Source organism: Streptomyces apocyni, from assembly GCF_009739465.1.
Lineage (GTDB): Bacteria > Actinomycetota > Actinomycetes > Streptomycetales > Streptomycetaceae > Streptomyces > Streptomyces apocyni.
Map to the genome: position 1 here is coordinate 122942 of NZ_WHOM01000046.1, position 20913 is coordinate 143854.

At 71.6% G+C, this 20913-nt stretch carries 20 protein-coding genes; 12 read left to right on the forward strand and 8 right to left on the reverse strand.

Annotation, left to right across the window (positions count from 1 at the left end; all coding sequences use genetic code 11):
• Positions 1-54 precede the first annotated feature (54 nt).
• The 5 genes from GCN81_RS12265 to GCN81_RS12285 all read left to right on the forward strand — a co-directional run bounded on the left by GCN81_RS12265 (position 55) and on the right by GCN81_RS12285 (position 4689).
• Positions 55-1452, forward strand: a complete 1398-nt coding sequence (locus tag GCN81_RS12265) for a DUF6421 family protein (protein ID WP_156724582.1) — start codon at positions 55-57, stop codon at positions 1450-1452.
• 29 nt (positions 1453-1481) lie between these two features.
• Entirely contained in the window at positions 1482-2237 is a 756-nt protein-coding gene (locus tag GCN81_RS12270; RefSeq protein WP_156724629.1) for an SDR family NAD(P)-dependent oxidoreductase, read from the forward strand.
• Positions 2234-3304, forward strand: a complete 1071-nt coding sequence (locus GCN81_RS12275; RefSeq protein WP_156724630.1) for a threonine aldolase family protein — start codon at positions 2234-2236, stop codon at positions 3302-3304. The genes GCN81_RS12270 and GCN81_RS12275 overlap by 4 nt, the downstream gene beginning before the upstream one ends.
• Before the next feature lie 71 nt (positions 3305-3375).
• Positions 3376-3975, forward strand: a complete 600-nt coding sequence (locus GCN81_RS12280) for a transglutaminase-like domain-containing protein (RefSeq protein WP_156724583.1) — start codon at positions 3376-3378, stop codon at positions 3973-3975.
• A gap of 21 nt (positions 3976-3996) precedes the next feature.
• Complete coding sequence (locus GCN81_RS12285) at positions 3997-4689, forward strand: B3/B4 domain-containing protein (RefSeq protein WP_156724584.1); 693 nt, start codon at positions 3997-3999, stop codon at positions 4687-4689.
• Between the two features lie 51 nt (positions 4690-4740).
• Here the strand turns inward: GCN81_RS12285 and GCN81_RS12290 are convergent, their stop codons facing one another.
• Positions 4741-5469: a lysophospholipid acyltransferase family protein gene (locus GCN81_RS12290; protein WP_156724585.1), complete on the reverse strand. Its 729-nt coding sequence runs from the start codon at positions 5467-5469 to the stop codon at positions 4741-4743.
• 251 nt (positions 5470-5720) lie between these two features.
• On the opposite strand from GCN81_RS12290, the gene GCN81_RS12295 reads away from it, so the two are divergent.
• From GCN81_RS12295 to GCN81_RS12315, 5 genes are all read left to right on the forward strand, one after another.
• Positions 5721-6053, forward strand: coding sequence for a TlpA family protein disulfide reductase (locus GCN81_RS12295; protein ID WP_407697962.1), 333 nt, complete (start codon positions 5721-5723; stop codon positions 6051-6053).
• A 107-nt stretch (positions 6054-6160) separates the two neighbouring features.
• On the forward strand, positions 6161-6700 hold the full coding sequence (locus GCN81_RS12300; protein WP_156724586.1) for a flavin reductase family protein: 540 nt from the start codon (positions 6161-6163) through the stop codon (positions 6698-6700).
• A gap of 199 nt (positions 6701-6899) precedes the next feature.
• Positions 6900-7685 (forward strand): electron transfer flavoprotein subunit beta/FixA family protein, encoded by a 786-nt coding sequence (locus GCN81_RS12305; protein ID WP_156724587.1) that lies wholly within the window; start codon positions 6900-6902, stop codon positions 7683-7685.
• Between the two features lie 60 nt (positions 7686-7745).
• Positions 7746-8708, forward strand: coding sequence for an electron transfer flavoprotein subunit alpha/FixB family protein (locus tag GCN81_RS12310; RefSeq protein ID WP_156724588.1), 963 nt, complete (start codon positions 7746-7748; stop codon positions 8706-8708).
• A gap of 152 nt (positions 8709-8860) precedes the next feature.
• Entirely contained in the window at positions 8861-10153 is a 1293-nt protein-coding gene (locus GCN81_RS12315) for a DUF6986 family protein (protein ID WP_156724589.1), read from the forward strand.
• On the opposite strand, the gene GCN81_RS12320 is transcribed toward GCN81_RS12315, so the two are convergent.
• Positions 10137-10976 (reverse strand): hypothetical protein, encoded by an 840-nt coding sequence (locus GCN81_RS12320; protein WP_156724590.1) that lies wholly within the window; start codon positions 10974-10976, stop codon positions 10137-10139. The genes GCN81_RS12315 and GCN81_RS12320 overlap by 17 nt on opposite strands.
• Before the next feature lie 73 nt (positions 10977-11049).
• Positions 11050-12057: a LacI family DNA-binding transcriptional regulator gene (locus tag GCN81_RS12325; protein ID WP_156724632.1), complete on the reverse strand. Its 1008-nt coding sequence runs from the start codon at positions 12055-12057 to the stop codon at positions 11050-11052.
• A 199-nt stretch (positions 12058-12256) separates the two neighbouring features.
• On the opposite strand from GCN81_RS12325, the gene GCN81_RS12330 reads away from it, so the two are divergent.
• Positions 12257-13210: an ROK family protein gene (locus GCN81_RS12330; RefSeq protein ID WP_156724591.1), complete on the forward strand. Its 954-nt coding sequence runs from the start codon at positions 12257-12259 to the stop codon at positions 13208-13210.
• Here the strand turns inward: GCN81_RS12330 and GCN81_RS12335 are convergent.
• The gene (locus tag GCN81_RS12335) at positions 13176-13742 is read right to left on the reverse strand and encodes an SRPBCC family protein (protein ID WP_156724592.1); all 567 of its coding nucleotides are present in this window, start codon (positions 13740-13742) and stop codon (positions 13176-13178) included. The two genes, GCN81_RS12330 and GCN81_RS12335, sit on opposite strands and share 35 nt — an antisense overlap.
• A gap of 57 nt (positions 13743-13799) precedes the next feature.
• A complete protein-coding gene (locus GCN81_RS12340; protein ID WP_156724593.1) occupies positions 13800-15083 on the reverse strand; it encodes a DUF6777 domain-containing protein in 1284 nt (427 codons plus the stop codon).
• A gap of 183 nt (positions 15084-15266) precedes the next feature.
• Between GCN81_RS12340 and GCN81_RS12345 the strand changes: the two genes are divergently transcribed.
• A complete protein-coding gene (locus GCN81_RS12345; RefSeq protein ID WP_267904577.1) occupies positions 15267-16610 on the forward strand; it encodes a streptophobe family protein in 1344 nt (447 codons plus the stop codon).
• 60 nt (positions 16611-16670) lie between these two features.
• Here the strand turns inward: GCN81_RS12345 and GCN81_RS12350 are convergent, their stop codons facing one another.
• The 3 genes from GCN81_RS12350 to GCN81_RS12360 are packed head-to-tail and all read right to left on the reverse strand — an operon-like array spanning position 16671 to position 20801.
• Positions 16671-17702 (reverse strand): serine/threonine-protein kinase, encoded by a 1032-nt coding sequence (locus GCN81_RS12350; protein WP_156724594.1) that lies wholly within the window; start codon positions 17700-17702, stop codon positions 16671-16673.
• Positions 17699-18289 (reverse strand): SH3 domain-containing protein, encoded by a 591-nt coding sequence (locus GCN81_RS12355; RefSeq protein WP_156724595.1) that lies wholly within the window; start codon positions 18287-18289, stop codon positions 17699-17701. Before GCN81_RS12355 ends, GCN81_RS12350 begins: the two co-directional genes overlap by 4 nt.
• Positions 18290-18308: 19 nt before the next feature.
• The gene (locus tag GCN81_RS12360; RefSeq protein ID WP_156724596.1) at positions 18309-20801 is read right to left on the reverse strand and encodes an ABC transporter ATP-binding protein/permease; all 2493 of its coding nucleotides are present in this window, start codon (positions 20799-20801) and stop codon (positions 18309-18311) included.
• Positions 20802-20913 lie beyond the last annotated feature (112 nt).

A 20913-nucleotide genomic window follows, 5' to 3' on the forward strand; every position in this document is an offset into this window, starting at 1 on the left:
AACCTCACGCGCATACGGTGTGGTTACGTGAGGTTCTCTCGTGGAGGAAGTGTTATGACGGAAATTCTTGTGCAGGCCACTACGGGGGAGACCGTTCCTCCCGCGGCGAGGGTGGTGGAGCATCCTGCCTGGCCCGTGCTCAAGGATGCCGTGGAGCAGATCCGGCCGTGGCAGTCCAAGGACGGCTCGATCGACTTCGACGCGGAGGGCGCGCCCGAGCGGTCCGCCGCCGAAGCCGCCGTCGAGCGCGTCATAGCCGCCGTACGGGAACTCGCCCCGCTGCTTCCGCACAACGACGCCTACCACCAGGCGCTCATCGGCGACCTGCGTCGCTGGGCGGACGACGGCTTCCAGATCCCCGACTTCCTGGACTCGCTGCTCGCCTTCCAGCCCGCCGCCCAGCGCGCGGACGGACGGCAGCACCTGGTCGTCTTCCCCATGTACACGCAGAACGGCAACCCGGACCGCAACCTCGAAGCCGTCGTCCTGCGCATGGTGTGGCCCGACTGGCTGGCGGAGCTGGAGCGTACGCGCTACGACAACCCGCTGTTCTGCGGCATCACCTTCGAGGACTTCACCGCCGGGTACGACACCCACTCCGCGGTGCTCTTCCCCGAGACGATCGCCGTGCGCGAAGCGCCCGAGCGGTTCACCTGGGGTGGGATCTTCTGTGACCGTGAAGCCGCCCGCTTCCGCAAGGTCACCGAGGCCTCCGTGGACATCCTGGGCCTCGAACTGCCCGACGACATCCGCGAGATGGTCGGCGACCAGCGGCGCTGCCAGGAGGCCTTCGTCCTGTGGGACATGGTCCACGACCGCACCCACAGCCACGGCGACCTGCCCTTCGACCCCTTCATGATCAAGCAGCGGCAGCCGTTCTGGATGTACGGCCTGGAGGAGCTGCGCTGCGACCTCACCGCCTTCAAGGAGGCCGTGAAGCTGGAGGCCGACGGCGTCCCGCAGGCCCGCGACGTGCAGTACGCGGTGCTGTTCGACCGGATGTTCCGCTTCCCCGTCTCCGGCGAGCGCAACCGCAACTACGACGGACTCGGCGGCCAGCTGCTCTTCGCCTACCTCCACAAGCACGACGTGGTTCGCTGGACCGACAACACTCTGAAGATCGACTGGGAGCGGGCGCCGCAGGTCACCAACCAGCTCTGCGCCGACATCGAGGACCTCTACCGGGCGGGTATCGACCGCCCCAAGCTGGTCCACTGGTTCGCCGCCTACGACCTGGTCTCGCAGTACCTCGCCCCGCACCCCGGATCGCGCTGGGCCAAGGGCCCGGACGCCCTGGATCTGACCCTGCCGCCGCGCAAGCTGGTCGACGACGTGCTTCCGGACGAGTTTCCGTTGAGCATGTTCTATGAGGCGCTCGCCAAGAAACTCAAGGCCGTGATCGCTGCCACCAAGGGGATCACCGCGGACGACGCCCAGCGAGTAGCCGCATGACCGCCCGCGGCCCGGAGGTGAGGACGACCATGAACGGCAACGGCAATGGCGCGCTGAACGGCGCGGTGATCGCGGTGGCGGGAGCAGCGGGCGCGGCGGGACGTGCCACGCTGCTCCAGCTCGCGGAGGCGGGGGCCACCGTGGTGGCGTCCGACGCGCACGCCGAGCGGCTCGCGGAGGCCGTGGACGCGGCCCGCTACGCGCACGGCGGCGCTACGGTCACGGGTGAAACCGTCGACCTGATGGACCTGGCCGCGGCGCGGGACTGGGCCATGCGCACCGAGAAGGAGTTCGGCCGCGTCGATGGCCTGGTGCACCTGGTCGGCGGCTGGCGCGGCAGCGCCACCTTCGGCGAGACGGACCTCGCCGACTGGGACTTCCTCGAGAACCTCCTGATCCGTACCGTCCAGAACACCTCGCTGGCCTTCCACGAGGGGCTCAAGCGCAGCGACCGCGGCCGGTACGTGCTGGTCAGCGCGGCCGGTGCGAGCAAGCCCACCGCGGGCAACGCGGCCTACGCCGCGGCCAAGGCGGCCGCCGAGGCGTGGACGCTGGCGATGGGCGACGCGTTCCGCAAGGCGGGGGGCGAGGACGGGCCGGTCGCCGCGGCTACCATCCTGGTGGTCAAGGCGCTGGTCCACGACGCCATGCGCGCCGAGCGACCCAACGCGAAGTTCGCGGGCTTCACCGACGTCAAGGAGCTGGCCCAGGCCATCGCCGGAGTCTGGGAGCGGCCCGCCGGGGAAGTGAACGGAAACCGCCTGTGGCTGACCGAGAAGCCGTGAATCCGCCGAAGACCGACGCGAGACGGCATCACGATCCGGACATCCGGGGCTTCGCCAGCGACAACTACGCTGGCGCGCACCCCGAGGTGCTGGCCGCGCTCGCCCTCGCTAACGGCGGCCATCAGATCGCCTACGGTGAGGACGACTACACCGCGCATTTGCAGCAGATCATCCGCGGGCACTTCGGCGGTACGGCCGAGGCGTTCCCGGTCTTCAACGGCACCGGCTCCAACGTCACCGCCCTGCAAGCGCTCACCGACCGCTGGGGCGCCGTCATCTGCGCCGACAGCGCCCACATCAACGTGGACGAGTGCGGTGCGCCCGAGCGGGTCGGCGGACTGAAGCTGCTCACCGTACCCACGCCGGGCGGCAAGCTCACCCCCGAGCTGATCGACCGTCAGGCGTTCGGCTGGGACGACGAACACCGCGCCATGCCGCAGGTCGTCTCGCTCGCGCAGAACACCGAACTCGGGACCGTGTACACCCCCGAGGAGATCCGAGCGATCTGCGACCACGCCCACGAGCGCGGGATGAAGGTGCACCTCGACGGTGCCCGGATAGCCAACGCCGCGGCCTCACTCGACGTCCCGATGCGCACCTTCACCAACCGGGCCGGGGTGGACATCGTCTCCTTCGGTGGCACCAAGAACGGCATGGTCTTCGGCGAGGCCGTCGTGGTCCTCAACCCGGACGCCGTGCGGCATATGAAGCACCTGCGCAAGCTGTCGATGCAGCTCGCCTCCAAGATGCGCTTCGTCTCCGTACAGCTGGAGGCGCTGCTCGCCAAGGACCTGTGGCTGCGCAACGCCCGCCACGCCAACGAGATGGCCCAGCGCCTGGCCGACGGGGTGCGCGCGGTCGACGGCGTCGAGATCCTCTACCCCGTGCAGGCCAACGCGGTCTTCGCCCGGCTCCCACACGACGTGAGTGAGCGGCTGCAGAAGCGCTACCGCTTCTACTTCTGGGACGAGGCCGCCGGGGACGTGCGGTGGATGTGCTCGTTCGACACCACCGCGGACGACGTGGACGGCTTCCTTGCCGCGCTCAAGGAGGAGCTGGCCAGGTAGGAATGTATGAGTATGCGGTCGACCGAAAAGCTATTGCTTTCCGGTCGGCCGCATCTCTATGCTCACGCGGCATGGAGATGATCCAGAACAACCCGGAACTGTCCGCTTATCTGGCCTCCGATGAGGTCATCGACCATGAGCACCCGCTGGTTGCCGAGACCGCCGCCCGGCTGCGTGCGGGCGCCACCGATGCATACATATACGCCAAGGCTGCCTTCGAGTACATCCGCGACACCATTCCGCACTGCGCCGACGTCGGGGACATGCGCGTCACCTGGCGAGCCTCGGACGTGCTCGCCCAGCGCACCGGAATCTGCTCCGCCAAGGCCCACGCCCTCGCGGCCCTATTGCGCGCGGGGTCGATCCCGGCCGCCCTGTGCTACCAGCGCCTGACGCTCGGCGACTCACCCGCGAGCGGGTTCATGGTGCATGGTCTGGTGGCCGCGCGGCTGGGTGGCGCCTGGCATCGGCAGGACCCCCGTGGCAACATCCCGGGGATCGACGCGCAGTTCTCGGTCGCAGGCGAGCGGCTGGCGTGGATTCCACGAGCAGAGTGCAACGAGATGGACTATCCAGTACTCTACGATGTACCGCACCCGGCCGTGCTGGAGGCGCTGCGGGCCGCCCCGGACCGGCCGTACCTGTGGCGGACCCTTCCCACCGCGCTCTGACGACCCAGGATCAAGGCAGCCATGACGCTCACGCTCACCGTGTCCGACGAGGTACGCGACCTCGCCCCCGGCTTCACCCAATTCGCCATCGAGGCTCACGGGCTCGTCAACGGCCCCAGCAGCGAGGCGAGTTCGGCGCTCCTGGATGACGCGGCGCGGCGGCTGGCCGAACGCCTCGGCGGCCGCGCCCCGCACGAGGACCCGCACATGGCCGCCTGGCGGCAGACGTACACGGCGTTCGGCGCCAAGCCCTCCCGAACCCGCAACTCCGCCGAGGCGCTGGCCAAGCGCGCCCTGTCGGATGGGGGGCTGCCCCGGATCAACCTGCTGGTCGACCTCTACAACGCGATCAGCGTGGCCTATCTGATCCCGGTCGGCGGCGAGGACGCCGACCACATCCAGGGCGGCATGCGACTGGTGCGCGCCACAGGTGACGAGGAGTTCGTCACCACCGCGGCGGGGGAGCGGGCGATCGAGCACCCCGACGCGGGCGAGGTCGTCTGGCGCGACGACGCGGGCGTCACCTGCCGCCGCTGGAACTGGCGGCAGGGCCCGCGCACCCGGTTGACCGAGGACACCGTGAACGCCGTCTTCCTGCTGGAGTCCCTGGCGCCGATGCCGGTCGCGGACCTGGAGCGGGCCGGTGCCGAACTCGTCGAGCTGCTGGAGAAGTTCAGCCCCGGGGCCAGGATCTCCCCACGCGACCCGCAGTAGCGGTGGCGGCAGCGGTAGCGGCAGCGGGGGGAGTGGTCGACGCGGCGGGTGTCAGCCCGCCTCCGCCTCGCGTACCTGCGCCGGGGTCGGCGCCGTTCCGCCGAGATGGGCGGGCACCCACCAGGTGTCGTTCGACCCCACCGGGCGTACGGGGTAGGCGCGCTGCGCGGCCTCCAGGAGCTCCTGCATCCGCTCCCGCAGCCGCCGGGTGATCGCCCCCGCGTACTGGTCGCGGGGCGCCTCCAGCGGCTCGCCGACCCGGATCGTGACCGGGATGTGGCTGCGCTTGAAGTGGCGCGGACGGCCCTTGGTCCACAGCCGCTGGGTGCCCCACAGGGCCACCGGGATCAGCGGGACCCCGGCCTCCTGGGCCATCCGGGCCGCGCCCGACTTGAAGCTCTTGAGGGTGAAGGACTGGGAGATCGTGGCCTCGGGGAAGACGCCGATGATCTCCCCCTTACGCAGAGACTCCAGCGCGTGTGCGTAGGCCGCCTCACCCTGCTTGCGGTCGACCGGAATGTGCTTCATCCCGCGCATCAGCGGACCGGAGATCTTGTTGCGGAAGACCGACTCCTTGGCCATGAAGCGCACCAGGCGCTTCTGTGGCCGGGCCGCGAGCCCCGCGAAGATGAAGTCCATGTAGCCGATGTGGTTACTGACGAGTACGGCCCCGCCCGTCCGTGGGAAGTTCTCCGCGCCCTTGCAGTCGATCTTCAGGTCCAGTGCCTTGAACAGGGTGAGCGCAGCACCGATGACCGGCCGGTAGACGAGTTCTGCCATGGGCGGGTGAAACCCTTCTGTGAGCCAGGGAACGGTTATCCCGAGCCGGAAGTTACGGGCCCGTAGGTTACGGGCAATGGGCAGATCGTGCCCCATCCCGGGCTCAGGGGCCACCCCCGACAGTCTTGAGCAGGGAGATTCTCGTCACGCCGGGCCCTGAGACAGGGGAATCTCCGGTGTTCGTTGAACGCTGCAGAATACGACGAGAGTTCCTGGCGGCAGGTGTCCGGGGCACGGCGAAGGGTGGCGGGGTGTACGGCGGGGTGTACGACGACGGCAGGGTGCTCGGTGTTGACGAGCTCGGGATCGAGCCGGGGGAGCGGGCCACCCTCGTACAGTTCTCGACCGCGTTCTGCCAGCCCTGCCGGGCGACCCGGCGCGTGCTCGCCGAGGTCGCGGACCTCGTACCCGGTGTGGCCCACATCGAGGTGGACGCCGAGCAGCGGCTGGAGCTGGTCCGCGACCTGGAGATCCACCGCACCCCGACCGTCCTGGTCCTGAACGCCGAGGGCCGCGTCGTCCGCCGCGCGACGGGCCAGCCCCGCAAGGCCGACGTGATCGCCGCCCTGGGTGCTGCGGTATGACCCCGCCTCCGCCGCACACCCCTGCCGCCGAGCGGCTGGCCGTGATCTTGCGCGCATCTGACCGGGCTCACTTGACCGTGGCCACCCGCCCTGGCGAGGCTGGCGGGATGCCGACACCGCCCCTGCTCCGCGCGTACGGCCCCGTGGACCCGGTACCCGACGGCGCCGCGCGGCCCGGCTCCGCCGAGCTGTTGCGCTCCGTCTTCCGGCAGCACGCCGCGGGCGTCGCCGTGATCACCGCACAGGGTGCCGAGCCGGTCGGCTTCACCGCCACGTCGCTGACCTCGGTCGCCGCCGAGCCGCCGCTCATCTCCTTCGGTATCGGGACAGGATCCTCCAGCTGGCCGGTGGTCGAGAAGGCCGAGCATGTCGGCGTCCACCTGCTCGGCGAGCACCAGCGCGAACTCGCCGCCACCTTCGCCCGTAGCGGAGCCGACCGCTTCGCCGCGCCCACCCGCTACCGCACGGGCCCCGAAGGCGTGCCGATCCTCGACGACGTGCTGGCCTGGCTCGTCTGCCGGGTGGTGGCCCGGGTGCCCGCGGGCGATCATCGCCTGGTGCTCGCCGAGGTGGTGGCGGGTGACCCCACGGGAGCGGGTCGTCCACTCCTGTATCACCAGGGCGGTTTCACCGCGCTGCGCGACTGACTGCCAGGATTACCGCCAGGATTTGGGCGTTGGGAAGGTCACAGTCCAAAGCGCTTGCTTACTGGGAAAGACCTGGGTGTACTGGCGAGTAATATTTCGACCGGAGCGTGGCCCGCCCCGATCGGGATTGGCCGCTTCAGGCGCCTATGCTGCCTGTAAGAGGGGCAGCCCGAAATGACGATGCAGTAGGAGAGCCGGCGTGAGCTTGAGGATCGTTGTCTGTGTGAAGTACGTGCCCGACGCCACCGGCGACCGGCACTTCGCCGATGACCTGACCGTCGACCGCGAGGACGTGGACGGCCTGCTGTCGGAGCTCGACGAGTACGCGGTCGAGCAGGCACTGCAGATCGCCGACGAGGCGGACGACGCGGAGATCACCGTGCTGACCGTCGGTCCCGAGGACGCCAAGGACGCGCTGCGCAAGGCGCTGTCGATGGGCGCCGACAAGGCCGTCCACGTCGAGGACGACGACCTGCACGGCACCGACGTCATGGGCACCTCGCTGGTGCTGGCCAAGGCCATCGAGAAGACCGGCTACGACCTGGTCATCTGCGGTATGGCCTCGACCGACGGCGTCATGGGTGTCCTCCCGGCGCTGCTCTCCGAGCGGCTCGGTGTTCCGCAGGTCACCCTGCTCTCCGAGGTCTCCGTCGCGGACGGCACGGTCAAGGGCCGCCGGGACGGCGACACCGCCACCGAGCAGCTCGAGGCGTCGCTCCCGGCCGTCGTGTCGGTCACCGACCAGTCGGGCGAAGCCCGCTACCCGTCCTTCAAGGGCATCATGGCCGCCAAGAAGAAGCCGGTCGAGGCGCTGGACCTGGACGACCTGGACCTGGAGGCCGAGCAGGTCGGCCTCGAGGGCGCCTGGACCGCGGTCGACTCCGCGGACGAGCGTCCGGCCCGCACCGCGGGAACGATCGTCAAGGACGAGGGCGAGGGCGGCAAGCAGCTGGCCGAGTTCCTCGCGAGCCAGAAGTTCATCTAAGGCTCGCTGAGCCCCCCAACTGCCCTCAGATTCTTCGCATTCGCAGGAGATTGAAGTCCCATGGCTGAAGTTCTCGTCTATGTCGACCACCTGGACGGTGCCGTCCGCAAGCCCACCCTGGAGCTGCTGACGCTGGCCCGCCGTGTCGGCGAGCCCGTCGCCGTCGCGCTGGGCTCCGGCGCCGAGGCCACCGCCCCAGCGCTCGCCGAGCACGGCGCGGTCAAGGTCCTCACCGCCGACGCACCCGAGTTCGCCGACTACCTCGTCGTACCGAAGGTGGACGCGCTGCAGGCCGCCTACGACGCGGTCTCCCCGGTCGCCGTACTGGTCCCGTCCTCCGCCGAGGGCAAGGAGATCGCGGCCCGCCTCGCGGTCCGTATCGGCTCCGGCATCATCACCGACGCCATCGACCTCGAGGTCGGCGACGAGGGTCCGGTCGCGACCCAGTCGGTGTTCGCCGCCGCCTACACCACCAAGTCCCGTGTCTCCAAGGGCACCCCGGTCATCACCGTGAAGCCGAACTCGGCCGCCGTCGAGGCCGCTCCGGCCGCGGGCGCCGTCGAGGCGCTGGCCGTGTCCTTCTCCGAGAAGGCCACCGGCACCAGGGTCACCTCCCGCACCCCGCGCGAGTCGACCGGCCGCCCCGAGCTCACCGAGGCCGCGATCGTGGTCTCCGGTGGCCGTGGCGTCAACGGCGCCGAGAACTTCGCGCTCATCGAGGCGCTGGCCGACTCGCTCGGCGCGGCCGTCGGCGCCTCGCGTGCCGCGGTCGACGCGGGCTGGTACCCGCACGCCAGCCAGGTCGGCCAGACCGGCAAGTCGGTCTCGCCGCAGCTGTACATCGCCTCCGGCATCTCCGGCGCGATCCAGCACCGCGCCGGTATGCAGACCTCGAAGACCATCGTGGCCATCAACAAGGACGCCGAGGCCCCGATCTTCGACCTGGTCGACTACGGCGTGGTCGGCGACCTCTTCGAGGTCGTCCCGCAGCTGACCGAAGAGGTCACCACCCGCAAGGGCTGACCTGCGAGATGTTCACGGCCCGGGGCCGCGTGGTGATCCTCACCGCGCGGCCCCGAGCCGTTGTGGGTGACCATTGACGCAGATCAGTCGCCCAGATAAATTCGCCATACGGATTAGTCATTCCGTAAAGCGGAAATGTGGAGGGTGTAGGGATGGGTCAGGGTCAGCAGGATCAGGTGGCGACGAGCCTCGCAGGAGCGGTCAGCGAGGGCATCAGCGCCTCCCTCGCCCCGGTGGACGCGGAACTCGCGCGCCGCTACCCCGGCGACCCCGGCACCCGCCAGCCGGTCCACACCGTCTACGTACCCGGCGACGCCTTCGCGGCCGACACCGTACGCACCTGGGGCGAGCGGGCCCTGACCGCCCTCGACGAGCACGCCCCGGACGCCGCCACCTTCGCCAAGGCCGTCGGGCTGAGCGACGAGCTGGCCGGGCCCGTCTACGACCGGGTGCGCGCCAAACTGGAGCGCGAGCCGATCGAAGACCTCCGGGTCGACTTCGAGGACGGCTACCAGGGCGCCGACGAGGACGCCGACGCCGCCCGGGCGGCCCGCCTCATCGCCGAGGCGTACCAGAACGGCACCGCCGCCCCGTACATGGGCATCCGGATGAAGTGCATGGAGGCCCCGGTCCGCGACCGCGGCATCCGCACCCTCGACATCTTCCTCACCGGCCTGATGGAGGCCGGGGGACTGCCCGACGGCCTGGTGCTGACCCTGCCCAAGGTCACCTACCCCGAGCAGGTCACCGCGATGGTGCGCCTCGTCGAGGCGTTCGAGAAGGCGCGCGGCCTCGCGCCCGGCCGGATCGGCTTCGAGATCCAGATCGAGACCAGCCAGTCCATCCTGGCCGCCGACGGCACCGCCGCCGTCGCCCGCATGATCGACGCCGCCGAGGGCCGCGCCACCGGACTGCACTACGGCACCTTCGACTACAGCGCCTGCCTCGGCGTCAGCGCCGCCTACCAGGCGAGCGACCACCCGGCCGCCGACCACGCCAAGGCGGTCATGCAGGTCGCCGCCGCGGGCACCGGCGTACGCGTGTCCGACGGCTCCACCAACGTCCTGCCGGTCGGCACCACCGAGCATGTCCACGAGGCCTGGAAGCTGCACTACGACCTCACCCGCCGCGCCCTGGCCCGCGCCTACTACCAGGGCTGGGACATGCACCCGGCGCACATCCCCACCCGGTACGCCGCCGTCTTCGCCTTCTACCGTGAGGGCTTCGAGACGGCAGCGGCCCGGCTCGCCGCGTACGTCAACCACGTCGACGGCGATGTGATGGACGAGCCCGCCACCGCCAAGGCGCTCAGCGGCTACCTGCTGCGCGGCCTGGACTGCGGCGCGCTGGACGTCGCCGAGGTCGCCCGGCTCAGCGGCCTCACCCGCGCCGACCTGGAGGGCTTCTCGGCTCCGCGCCGCGCTGACCTCACGGCATCGCGGTAGCCGCTAGCGCCTCGAGCTCAGGCTGGCGGGCGACCCACCCCTCGGCCGCGAAGATCCGTCGGGCTGCCTCCCGTACGGTCGCGTCGGCCGCTGCCCGCGCCACCGCGGCCTCGGGAGTGCGGCCGAGCAGCATCCGTAGCGCGGCGGAGCGCTCCAGCAGGAGGCGCAAAAGCTCGCGTTGCGGCAGCAGGGCTTGCGGGGCGCTGTCGTCTGCCAGGAGGCAGCCGTACTTGCCCACGTAGACCTGGCATCCGCCGAGCCGTTCCCCCGACGGCAGCTCCACCGGGAACCGCGCTCCGGGCAGCACCACCCGGTCGTAGTGCCGCTCGGTGCTGTCGAGCGCGGCGAGCTGGGCGCCGGTGAGCCAGGAGACGACCAACGTCGTCGCGTCGCCGGTGGTCAGGACCGGCGCGGCCGGGACGTACCCCGCCCTGCCGATGTGCGCGGACACGCCCGGGCCGATGCCGGTGACGGCGGCCCTGATCATGGGCACCGCTCCCAGCACCCCCAGCCGCGTGAACTTGTGGTGCAGCTGCGCCGGAGAGGCGTTGGAGCCGACCGCCAGCACCGGGACGCGGGCATCGGCAACGCACCGGTCGTGGCGCAGCAGTACGTGGTCCAGGGGCACCCGGCGTGGTCCGTCAGCGGCGGACTGCTCCACCCACCACTGGCCCAGGGGCTGGCCGCGTACTGGAACGACCCGCGCGTAGTGGTCCCGCACCAGCAGCCCGCAGTTGCCAGGCGCGGTACCGGGGTACGCCAACGGGTCGCTGAGCGGGGCGGTGTGCAGCCCCAGGGCGATGAGTGAGCGGTCGCTGTCCACGGCGGTCCTCCGGTCGGGCGCCGCACGCGCATGGGGCGCCTGAGACCGACGATACGAGGTGGATCGGCGTGGATCAGGGCGTCGTGGGTGGCAGTTCGCCCGAGCCGCGGGCGATGAGCCGGGTCGGGAGGACGGTGTGCTCGGGTGCGCCCGCGTCGCCGTCCAGGCGGGCGAAGAGGCGCCCGGCGGCGGCGCGGCCGAGCCGGGCCGCGTCCTGGGCGATCACCGTCACGCCGGGGCGTAGCAGGTCAGCGAGCTCGAAGTCGTCGAAGCCGACCAGCGCGACCGGACGCGCCGGGGACGCCAGGGACGCCGGGGACGCCAGGACACGGACGACCGTCACGGTCACCCGGTTGTTGCCCGCGAACACCGCGGTCACCGGCTCCGCCCCGCCGAGCATCGTCTCGGCCGCGGCTCGTACCCGGGTGGGGGCGGTGGAGCCGAGCGACACCCAGGCGTCGTGGACCGGCAGGCCCGCGTCCGCCATGGCGGCGCGGTAGCCGCGCAACCGCTCGGTGGCCGTGTGGATGCGCGGCTGGTCGCCGATGAAGCCGATACGGCGGTGACCGTGGGCGATCAGATGGGCGACACCGTCCCGGGCACCCCCGAAGCTGTCGGACAGCACCACGTCCGCGTCGATCTGACCGGGGGGGCGGTCCACGAAGACGGTGGCGATCCCGGCCGCCATCTCGGGCGCCAGATAGCGGTGGTCACCGCTGGCCGGAATGACCACCAGACCGTCCACCCGGCGCGCGCACAGAGCGAGCACCAACTCCCGCTCACGGTCGGGGTCCTCGGCGCTGGAGCCGTTGATGAGGAGGGCGCCGTGGGCGCGGGCCACCTCCTCCACCGCACGGCTCAGCGGGCCGTAGAACGGGTCGGCGAGATCCTCCAGGACCAGCCCGATGCTCGCCGTACGGCCCTTGCGCAGCACCCGGGCGCTGTCGTTGCGGCGGAACCCGAGTGCGTCGATCGCCTCCTGGACGCGACGCTCGGTGTCCGGGGTGACGCCGGGCTCGCCGTTCACCACCCGCGAGACCGTCTTCAGGCCGACGCCCGCGCGTCCGGCGACGTCCTTCATGGTGGGACGGCTGCCGTAGCGGTGCGGCGTGAGGCGGCTGGCGGTCTCGGCCACAGTGCGTATTTCCTCTCCCAGTGACGCGTCTCGAGCGTGACGCGTCGAGCATAGGGCCTGGACAACGTTGTCAGAACGGGAAAGACTGTTCCTCGCGCTGTCCCGCTGGCCTTCCGGCCGACCCTCTTACCTTGGGATCTGACCCTTGACGCGGACCGACCTCGTTGCCGCCCTCGACATCGGCGGAACCAAGATCGCCGGAGCTCTGGTCGACGCCCAGGGCCGCATCCGGGTGCGTACGCAGCGGCCGACGCCCGCGCGCGAGAACGCCGAGGCGGTGCACAAGACGGTCGAAGAGGTACTCGGTGAGCTCACGCGCTCGCCGCTGTGGGCCGGTGCGCGGGCGCTCGGCATCGGCAGTGCCGGTCCCGTCGACGCCGCCGCGGGGACGGTGAGCCCGGTGAACGTACCCGGCTGGCGCGACTTCCCCCTCGTGGAGCGGGTCCAGGCCGTGTCCGGCGGTCTGCCGGTCACGCTGATCGGCGACGGACCGGCGATCGCCGCCGCCGAGCACTGGCAGGGCGCCGCCCAAGGCTACGACCATGCCCTGTGCATGGTCGTCTCCACCGGAGTCGGCGGCGGTCTGGTGCTCGGCGGCAGTCTCTACCCGGGCCCCACCGGCAACGCCGGCCACATCGGGCACATCAGCGTCGACCTCGACGGCGCCCCCTGCCCGTGCGGCGCCCGCGGCTGTGTCGAGGGCATCGCCAGCGGGCCGAGCATCGCGCGCCGGGCCCTGGACGACGGCTGGCGCCCAGCACCGGACGGTGACACCTCCGCCGTGGCGGTGGCCGCCGCCGCGCGAGACGGCGACCCCGTCGCCCGCGCCGCCTTCGCGCGGGCCGCGCGCGCCCTCGCCGCCGGGATCGCGGCCACCGCCACGCTCGTCGAGATCGAGATCGCGGTGGTGGGCGGCGGAGTGGCGAAGTCCGGCGAGGTGCTCTTCGCCCCGCTGCGGCGGGCCCTGCGCGACTACGCCACGCTGTCCTTCGTACGTGACCTGACGGTGGTGCCCGCCAGGATGGGCACGGACGCGGGCCTGGTAGGCGCCGCGGCCGCCGCACTCAACGCGCCGTGCGGCGTTCTGCCTCCTGTTTGAGCGACGTGAGGGCGGTCGCGACCGTCTCCTCCCAGTGCCGCGCCACCAACCGCCCCCAGCACTGTCCGAGCGCCCACAGGTCGGTGGCCAGCTCTCCCTCGTACACCAGGTGCGTCTCTGACGCGTGTTCGGTGAGGACGAAGGACTCCACGACGAACGGCACCGGGCCCCGTACCAGCCGGAAGTCCACCCGCTCGGGCGCGGTGAACCGCACCGTCTCCACCGTCACGGCCTTCAGCCTCCCGTCCGCCAGAGGGGTGAAGTGGGTAGCGAGGACCATGTCGCTGCCGCGCTCCAGTACCCGCACCTTCTGCCGCATGGCCCGGGTGGTCTGCCCGAGGTACGGCTGCGCGATCACCTCGAACACCACGTCCCTGGGCGCGCTGATGCCGATGATCTGCGGTCCCAGCGGCCGGGTGCGCCTGCCGATGCCCACGTCCAGGGGCAGCGCGGCGCTGACCAGGCCCAGATATCCGGCCGCGGCGCCGCCGCCCACCGCGGCCGCCATCGCCAGCTTGGTCAGCCATGCCATACCCGAAACCTCTCTGTGGTGCGGTCCGTCCAGGCGTTCAGCGGTCCGTCCAGGCGCTCAGGGGGCGGTGGCGTCGTTGGTGTCGGGCTGGGCCTCCGTCGTGGCGTCGTCTGGCGGCGGGCCGGTCCCGTCCGTCGGGGGAGTGGCGGTCGGTGACGTGTCGGTCGGAGAGGGCGAGTCGGGCGACGGGGAGACCGGCACACAGGTGGGTGCGGCGTCGGCTTCCGTCGCGGTGGGCGACGGGGTCGTACCCGACGGGCACCGCGTCGGCGACGGCGACTGGGTCGTGGTCGTCGGCGAGGGTTCCGATGTGGGCGCCGTGGTCGGCTCGTCGTTCTCGCCCGTGTCGCCCTTCTCCCGCTCGAACCACCCGCCATCCTCGAGGTCCAGGATCACGAACACGTTCACCACCGTCGGCGCGGGAGTGACGGCGACCACGTTCGAGGGCCGGTAGTCAGGCCAAGAGTCACCCTTGCGCTGCGCGTCGCCGCGCAGCGCCACCGGCGGGGTCAGCGGATTGCCGCAGGCGCACCGCACGCGCGGCACGCCGCGCTCGTCGACGAGTACGGCCGTGCCCGCCTGCAACACCGCCTGGTAGCTGGTGGCCGCGCCGTCCTGGTAGCCGTGGTTGGTGACCCGGGTGTCCGTGCGCAGCCGCACGGGCGTCAGCGCCCGCAGATACGACGGGACGTCGGACGGCTCGATCTCCAGCACCGAGGCGAACGCCCGGTTCTTGTCCTGCTCGGCTGTGAGCAGCTTGATCTGCTGCTCCACATCACAGCTCGCGACGTTCTGCGTCCCGCCGTACAGACCGGGGGCCGAACCCTCCACACCGCGCGTGACGTTGGCGTCGGTCTCCGGCGCGCTGGGCAACGTCGGCGGTGGCGCGGACGGCGGCTGACTCTCCGGGTCCGAGGACTCGGTGAACGGGTCGATGCCGTCGGCGCTCGCGGCCTGGAGGAAGACCTCCCCCGACGACCCTGACGCGTCACCACCGTTGCCGTCGTCCGGACGGGTGAGGACGACGATCAGCACGGTGGCCGCCACGATCGCCGCGGCGATCGTGGCCACTTTGGGTACCGAGCGCCACCACGGGACTCCCGGACCCTCGCCCGGGCCCTGAGCGGGACCTTCAGGACCGCCTCCGCTCCCTCCGCCGCCTTCGTCACCCCCGCCTCCGCCTCCGCCTCCGCCGCTCGGCGGCTCCGGCGGAACGGAGCCAGGGGGCGGGGTCGGGCTCACCTCGGTGGGCGCCTCCGGCGCTGGGCTCGGACGGCCGCCCGACAGCGGACCGGAGGGCGGACCGGTGGGGCGGTCTGACGACGGCGGCTGGGAACTCACGGGCCCTCTTCTCCCCGGCTTCTGCCTGGCAGAGCGATGTCGTTGAATGCGAGCTAGCGGCACTATGCCCCGCTTTGCTACGTACGGCACCTATTGTGTGCCTCGCTGTCACCCCGCCCGCAAGCTGACGCGGTCGGCCCATCCCAGCGAGCACCCCCACCCAGGGCTGCTTAGCGTGGCGGCGTGAGCGCGCAGCAGAGCAGCGAACGAGGCCGAGGCCAGGGGCGGGGCCGAGGGCGGGGGCGGGGCGACGCGCGCCCCGCCGCCCACGGGTGGACGCAGGCCGTCGCTGCGGTGGTCGCCGCAGTGGCCGTCATGGCCGTCACGGCGACGCTCGGCCTGTGGGCGGCGGGAGCGGCGGACCTGCCGGGCGGCGCACTGTGGCGCGTGGCCGTGGCAGTCGTCCTGATGGCCGTCGGTGGCTCCCTCTCGCTCTCCGGCGATGCCAGCGCGCTCATCGGTACGGAAGCGGATCTGGCCGTACTGCCGCTCTCGGTCTCCCTCGTCGGGGCCCTGACCCTCGCGGCGGGCTTTCTGCGGCCGCTGCGCCATCGGGCCGTCGCGGGCGTCGGCGAACTCGCGGTCTGGGCGATGCGGGTGGGCGTGGTCTGGGTCGCCGCACTCGTCGTGCTGTGCGCTACCGCCCGGCACACCTTCGAGATCCCCGTCGATGACCCCACGGGCGGCATCCTCCCCGACGTTCTCGGAACCTCCGCACCCAGCGTCGGCTTCCACGCCGACTACGAGCTCAGCCTCGTCTTCGGCCTGCTGTGGCTCGCGGGTGTGCTCATCCTGGCGCTGCTCGTCTCGCGCGGCGCCCCGCTCCCGGCCCGCCTGCTGCGCTTCCAGGCGACGGTGCGGCCCGCCGCGTACGCCGTGGTCGTCCTGCTCCTGGCCTACGTCGCCTTGGGACTGGTCGTCGGGCTGGTCGTCGCCGCGACCCGGGGGCACGCGGTGGAGACGTTCGCCGTCATGCTGCTGGGGCTGCCCAACCTCGTCTGGCTTGCCCTCACCCTCGGCCTCGGCGCGTCCTGGGAGGGCCGGGTGGAGGGTCCCTTCGGCCTGCCGATGCCCCAGGTGCTGGATCAGGTGCTGCGCGGCCCGGTCGACTCCACCCTCAACCTGCGCACGCTGTCCGAGCATGACGGGCGGGTGTGGTGGCTGGCGGTCGTCGCGGCGGTACTGCTCCTCGGGACGGCCTTCCTGATGGCGGTCCGTTCACCCGCACACGTACGGCTCTGGCAGCACGCCGTCCACATGGCGGCGGCGCTCGCGTGCACCGTGCTGGCCATCTGCCTGGTCGCCGCGACCTCCGCGCACCTCGGCCTCTCGCTGCTGGGCATCGGCGACCTCGGCGGCGCGCTCTCGGCCAGGGTGGTCCTGCGTCCCCATCTCTGGACGGCGGTCGGTATCGCGGCGGGATGGGGCCTGGTCGCGGGCTTCCTCGGCGGACTGCTGGCGCTGCCGGTTCACCGCCGGGGCGAGGTACGGCCCGACTCCGAGACGACGCCACCCGCACCCGAGTGACGTACCACCACACCCGAGTGACGTACCGCGGCTCGCGCTGAGACGTGCCGCCGCTCCGCCTCAGCGAACGCGACCCGGGAAGACCGGCATCGCCCAGCGGGGCGGCTCGGGCGGTGGAGCCGGTGGGGTGGCACGGTCGCCGATACGGGCGTCGACGCGGGTCGGCGCGTGGCCGCCGCCCGCACGGTCGGCCAAGGCCCGCCGCGCCACGGCCACGCGCAGATCGGACACGAACTCCAGACACGACCCGTACCGCTCGTCCGGGGTCTTGGCGAGGGCCTTCGCCAGTACGTCGTCGAGCGCGGCGGGCAGATCGGGACGGTGCCCGGTCAGCGGCGGCGGCGCGTCGTACTGGTGGGCCCACAGCAGCGCCAGATCGTCGTCCCGCTGAAACGGCGGCGTCCCGGCCAGCGTCTCGTAGACGACGCAGCCCAGGCTGTAGACGTCGCAGCGGCCGTCCACCGGGCGTCCGGAGATCTGCTCCGGCGCGACGTAGTCGAGCGTGCCGACGAACTGGCCCACCGTGGTCAGCCCGGAGAGTGACAGGGACTTCTTCGTCAGACCGAAGTCGGTGAGGTAGACGTGCTCCGGATGTTCGCTGTCCGTGCCCGCCGCGATCAGGATGTTGCCCGGCTTCACATCGCGGTGCACCAGCTCGTGCGCGTGCGCGGCGTCCAGCGCGGACGCCACCTGCGTGGCGATCCGCCGCGCCGTCTCGGCCGACAGCGGCCCCTGGCGGTCGAGCAGCGCGCGCAGGTCCTGCCCTGGCACATAGCGCATGGCGATGTAGAGGATGCCGTTGGTCTCGCCCGCCGCGAACACTGGCACGATGTGCGGATGGTCGATGGCGGCGGCCACCTGGGACTCATGCGTGAACCGCTTACGGAAGGTGTCGTTGCGGGCGAGCTCGGGAGCGAGCAGCTTGAGCGCGACGGTCCGCTCCAGGCGCAGGTCACGGGCGCGATAGACGACCGCCATGCCGCCACGGCCGATCTCGCGCTCCACGAGGTACCCCGCGATCTCCTGCCCGATCAGCTCCGATGGCCGCCCGTACGTGACGCTCGGGTCCCGTGCCGCGCCGCCCGCCGTCACGCTTCACCGCGCAGGGTGGGGCCGCTGGGCGGGCGCTTCGCCTCGCCCTCGTCCAGGTGCGAGGCGTCCACGATCCGTGTCGGATCATGCTCGGCCCCGACGGCGGGAGCGGTGGACGACGCGAAGGCCGTCACGCCGGTGCCGTCGCCGTAGACCCAGCGCTCGTGCTCCGCGTCGTACAGCCACACCGACTCGCCGTCCACGACCATCCCCACCCGCAACCCCTGCGTTCTGCGCCGGAACGTCTCTCCGTCCGTCTCTCCCCGCGTCAGCGCCTCCACCGCGGCGCGGTACTGGCGCAGCGCCTCCTCGGCCCGCGTGATCAGCGGCCGTGGGTCGGCTGTGCGCGTCAGGGGCCGACCGGCGTCCGGGGGCTGCTGCGGTACGGCCACCAGCAGCCGCGCGTCCACCCAGGTCGACCAGCCGTTGGCGCACTCCACCTGCCCCCAGTCGCCGCTGCGCTCCACCAGCCGTACCGGCAGCAGCGCGTCGAGGGACTCGGACGGGTGCGAGGCGTCCGGCGCCTCCCAGGAGGGCAGCCCGGCCGGGGGAATGACATGCGTCGGGCGGAAGTCCCATGTCGTCATGGCCAGGCGCCTACTTCCGCTACTTCCGCATGATGGCGGGCTCATGACGCCGCAGCAGCCGTGCGACGGCGAGACAGAACAGGACCGAAAGCGCGGCCAGCATCCCCATGTTGAGCAGCCACACCCCCGTGGAGTGCGCGAACAGGGGGTCCTCCGTCAGCGCGCCCGGAACGATCTGGGAAAGGTCGATCGTGCCAGCCATCGCGCCGAGTGCCCAGCGCGCGGGCACCAGCCACGCCAGTTGCTCAAGCACCGGTGTGCCGTCCAGTTGCAGCAGCGCTCCGCAGAACACCACCTGAACGATGGCGAGGAGCACCAGCAGCGGCATGGTGACCTCTTCCTTGCGGACGAGCGCCGAGACCAGCAGACCGAGCGTCATCGCCGTGAACGACAGCAGCGCCACCGCCAACGTGATCTCCAGGAGCGGCGACATCAGCACGCCCTCGCCCCCGGGTGCGTTCAGATCGACGCCGACCAGCGCGACCAGGGTCAACACCGCGGCCTGCACGACGGTCACCGCGCCGAGGACCGCCACCTTCGACATCAGATACGCGGATCGGGACAGCCCGACCGCGCGTTCCCGCTGATAGATCACCCGCTCCTTGACCAGCTCACGTACCGCGTTGGCGGCCCCGGTGAGCACACCGCCCACGCACAGGATGAGCAGGGCGTTCATCGCCGTCTCCTGGGTGAGGCTGCTGCCCGCCAGCGCGCGGGCCATCGCGCCCATCACGAAGGGCAGCGCGATCATGATCGCCAGGAAGGTGCGGTCGGCGCTGAGCGCGGCCGCGTAGCGTCGTACGAGCGTGCTGAACTGCGCGCCCCAACTGCGGGTCCGCGGCGGCGGAGCGACCTGGGCCGGGGTCGTGGAGGGGAGCGCGCCACGCGGCTGAGCGGTGGAGCCGGTGATGTACTGGCGGTGCAACGCCGAGGCCTGGTACTCACCCGCCCAGTCGCGGACCTGGTCGTTCTCGAACGCCTCGAAGGCTTCGGGCCACTGGGCGTAGCCGAAGAACGGGAGGGTGTCGGCTGGTGGCCCGTAGTACGCGATCCGGCCGCCAGGGGCCAGCACCAGCAGCCGGTCGCAAACATCGAGACTGAGCACGCTGTGCGTGACGACGATGACGGTCCGTCCGTCGTCGGCGAGGTCCCGGAGCATCCGCATGACCGAACGGTCCATGCCGGGGTCGAGTCCGGACGTCGGCTCGTCGAGGAAGAGCAACGAGGGCTTGGTCAGCAGCTCGAGCGCCACACTCACCCGCTTGCGCTGGCCGCCCGACAGCCGGTGGATCGGCAGGCTCTCGCGTTGTTCCAGACCCAGCTCCCGGACGACCTCGCTCACTCGGGCGCGCCGTTCCGCGCGCGCGGTGTCCTGGGGGAAGCGCAGCTCGGCGGCGTACTCCAGCGCGCGGCGCACGGTGAGCTGGGAGTGCAGGATGTCGTCCTGCGGTACGAGGCCGATGCGCTGGCGCAGCTCGGAGAAGTCGCGGTAGAGGTCACGGCCGTCGTAGAGGACGGTGCCCTGGTCCGCGGGGCGCAGGCCGGTCAGCGCGTTGAGCAGCGTGGACTTACCGGCGCCGCTGGGGCCCACCACGGCCAGCAGGCATTTCTGCCCGACGGGGAACGAGACATGGTCGAGCAGCACCTTGCGGCCGTTGTTGACGGCGACCGCGAGACCCTGCACGTCGAGGGAGACCTCACCGCTGTCGACGTACTCCTGGAGCTGGTTGCCGACCAGGCAGAACGCAGAGTGGCCGATGCCGACGATGTCACCGGGGGAGACCTGGGCGCGGCTGACCGGCTGGCCGTTGAGGAAGGTGCCGTTGTGGCTGCCGAGGTCGACGATCTCGTAGCTGCCGTCGGGGTGGGCCTCGAGCTCGGCGTGCCGACGTGAGACGACGAGATCGTCGACGACCAGGTCGTTGTCGAGTGCCCGGCCGATCCGCAGGGTACGGGTGGGCAGCGGCCGCACCGTGGTGGGCTGGCTGAAGGTGCCGGTCGCCGACGGTACGGAGACGGCGGACGGCCGCTCGGGCGTCGCGGGCCGTGCGGGCGAGGGCGCGTCGGGTGCCGAAGGCCACACGGGCGAGGGTGCGTCAGGCGGCGAGGGCCATTCAGGCGCGGCGGGTGGCTGGGGCCGCGCGGATGGCTGCGGACGCGCGGGCCGCTGGGGCCGCGCGGGTGGTGGCGGCTCGCGGCTCACCAGCACCGCGCGCGGCCCGTCGAGCGGGCTCCCGAAGCGGATCTCACTTCCCGGGCCGACGCCTGACGCCTGGACGCGTCTGCCCTCGGCGTAGGTGCCGTTGGTACTGCCCTCGTCCTCCAGCGTCCAGTGGTCAGCGACGGGCCGCAGCACCGCGTGGTGCCACGAGACCCGGGCATCGTCGAGGACGATGTCGCACAACGGGTCACGCCCGACGTGATAGTCCCGACCGGGGACCATCACTGTGGCGCCCCCGTCGGTTTCGAGGACGAGTTCGGGCGCTGAGGGCATGCCAGACCTCTCTCCCATGTCCGAATTCTAGCTATTGATCCAGTGATGCGCCCTCGGGCGGCTGGGGCACCCGGCTCTCGGTGACGCGTTCACGGCCGAGCAGCGGGAGGCGGGCCCCCGGCCTGAACCG

Bases quoted from the DNA above. Each gene is read 5' to 3' on its own strand.
- GCN81_RS12265 (WP_156724582.1), top strand. From the start codon at position 55: ATGACGGAAATTCTTGTGCAGGCCACTACGGGGGAGACCGTTCCTCCC.
- GCN81_RS12270 (WP_156724629.1), top strand. From the start codon at position 1,482: ATGAACGGCAACGGCAATGGCGCGCTGAACGGCGCGGTGATCGCGGTG.
- GCN81_RS12280 (WP_156724583.1), top strand. From the start codon at position 3,376: ATGGAGATGATCCAGAACAACCCGGAACTGTCCGCTTATCTGGCCTCC.
- GCN81_RS12285 (WP_156724584.1), top strand. From the start codon at position 3,997: ATGACGCTCACGCTCACCGTGTCCGACGAGGTACGCGACCTCGCCCCC.
- GCN81_RS12290 (WP_156724585.1), bottom strand. From the start codon at position 5,469: ATGGCAGAACTCGTCTACCGGCCGGTCATCGGTGCTGCGCTCACCCTG.
- GCN81_RS12300 (WP_156724586.1), top strand. From the start codon at position 6,161: ATGCCGACACCGCCCCTGCTCCGCGCGTACGGCCCCGTGGACCCGGTA.
- GCN81_RS12310 (WP_156724588.1), top strand. From the start codon at position 7,746: ATGGCTGAAGTTCTCGTCTATGTCGACCACCTGGACGGTGCCGTCCGC.
- GCN81_RS12315 (WP_156724589.1), top strand. From the start codon at position 8,861: ATGGGTCAGGGTCAGCAGGATCAGGTGGCGACGAGCCTCGCAGGAGCG.
- GCN81_RS12325 (WP_156724632.1), bottom strand. From the start codon at position 12,057: ATGAAGGACGTCGCCGGACGCGCGGGCGTCGGCCTGAAGACGGTCTCG.
- GCN81_RS12335 (WP_156724592.1), bottom strand. From the start codon at position 13,742: ATGGCATGGCTGACCAAGCTGGCGATGGCGGCCGCGGTGGGCGGCGGC.
- GCN81_RS12355 (WP_156724595.1), bottom strand. From the start codon at position 18,289: ATGACGACATGGGACTTCCGCCCGACGCATGTCATTCCCCCGGCCGGG.
- GCN81_RS12360 (WP_156724596.1), bottom strand. From the start codon at position 20,801: ATGGGAGAGAGGTCTGGCATGCCCTCAGCGCCCGAACTCGTCCTCGAA.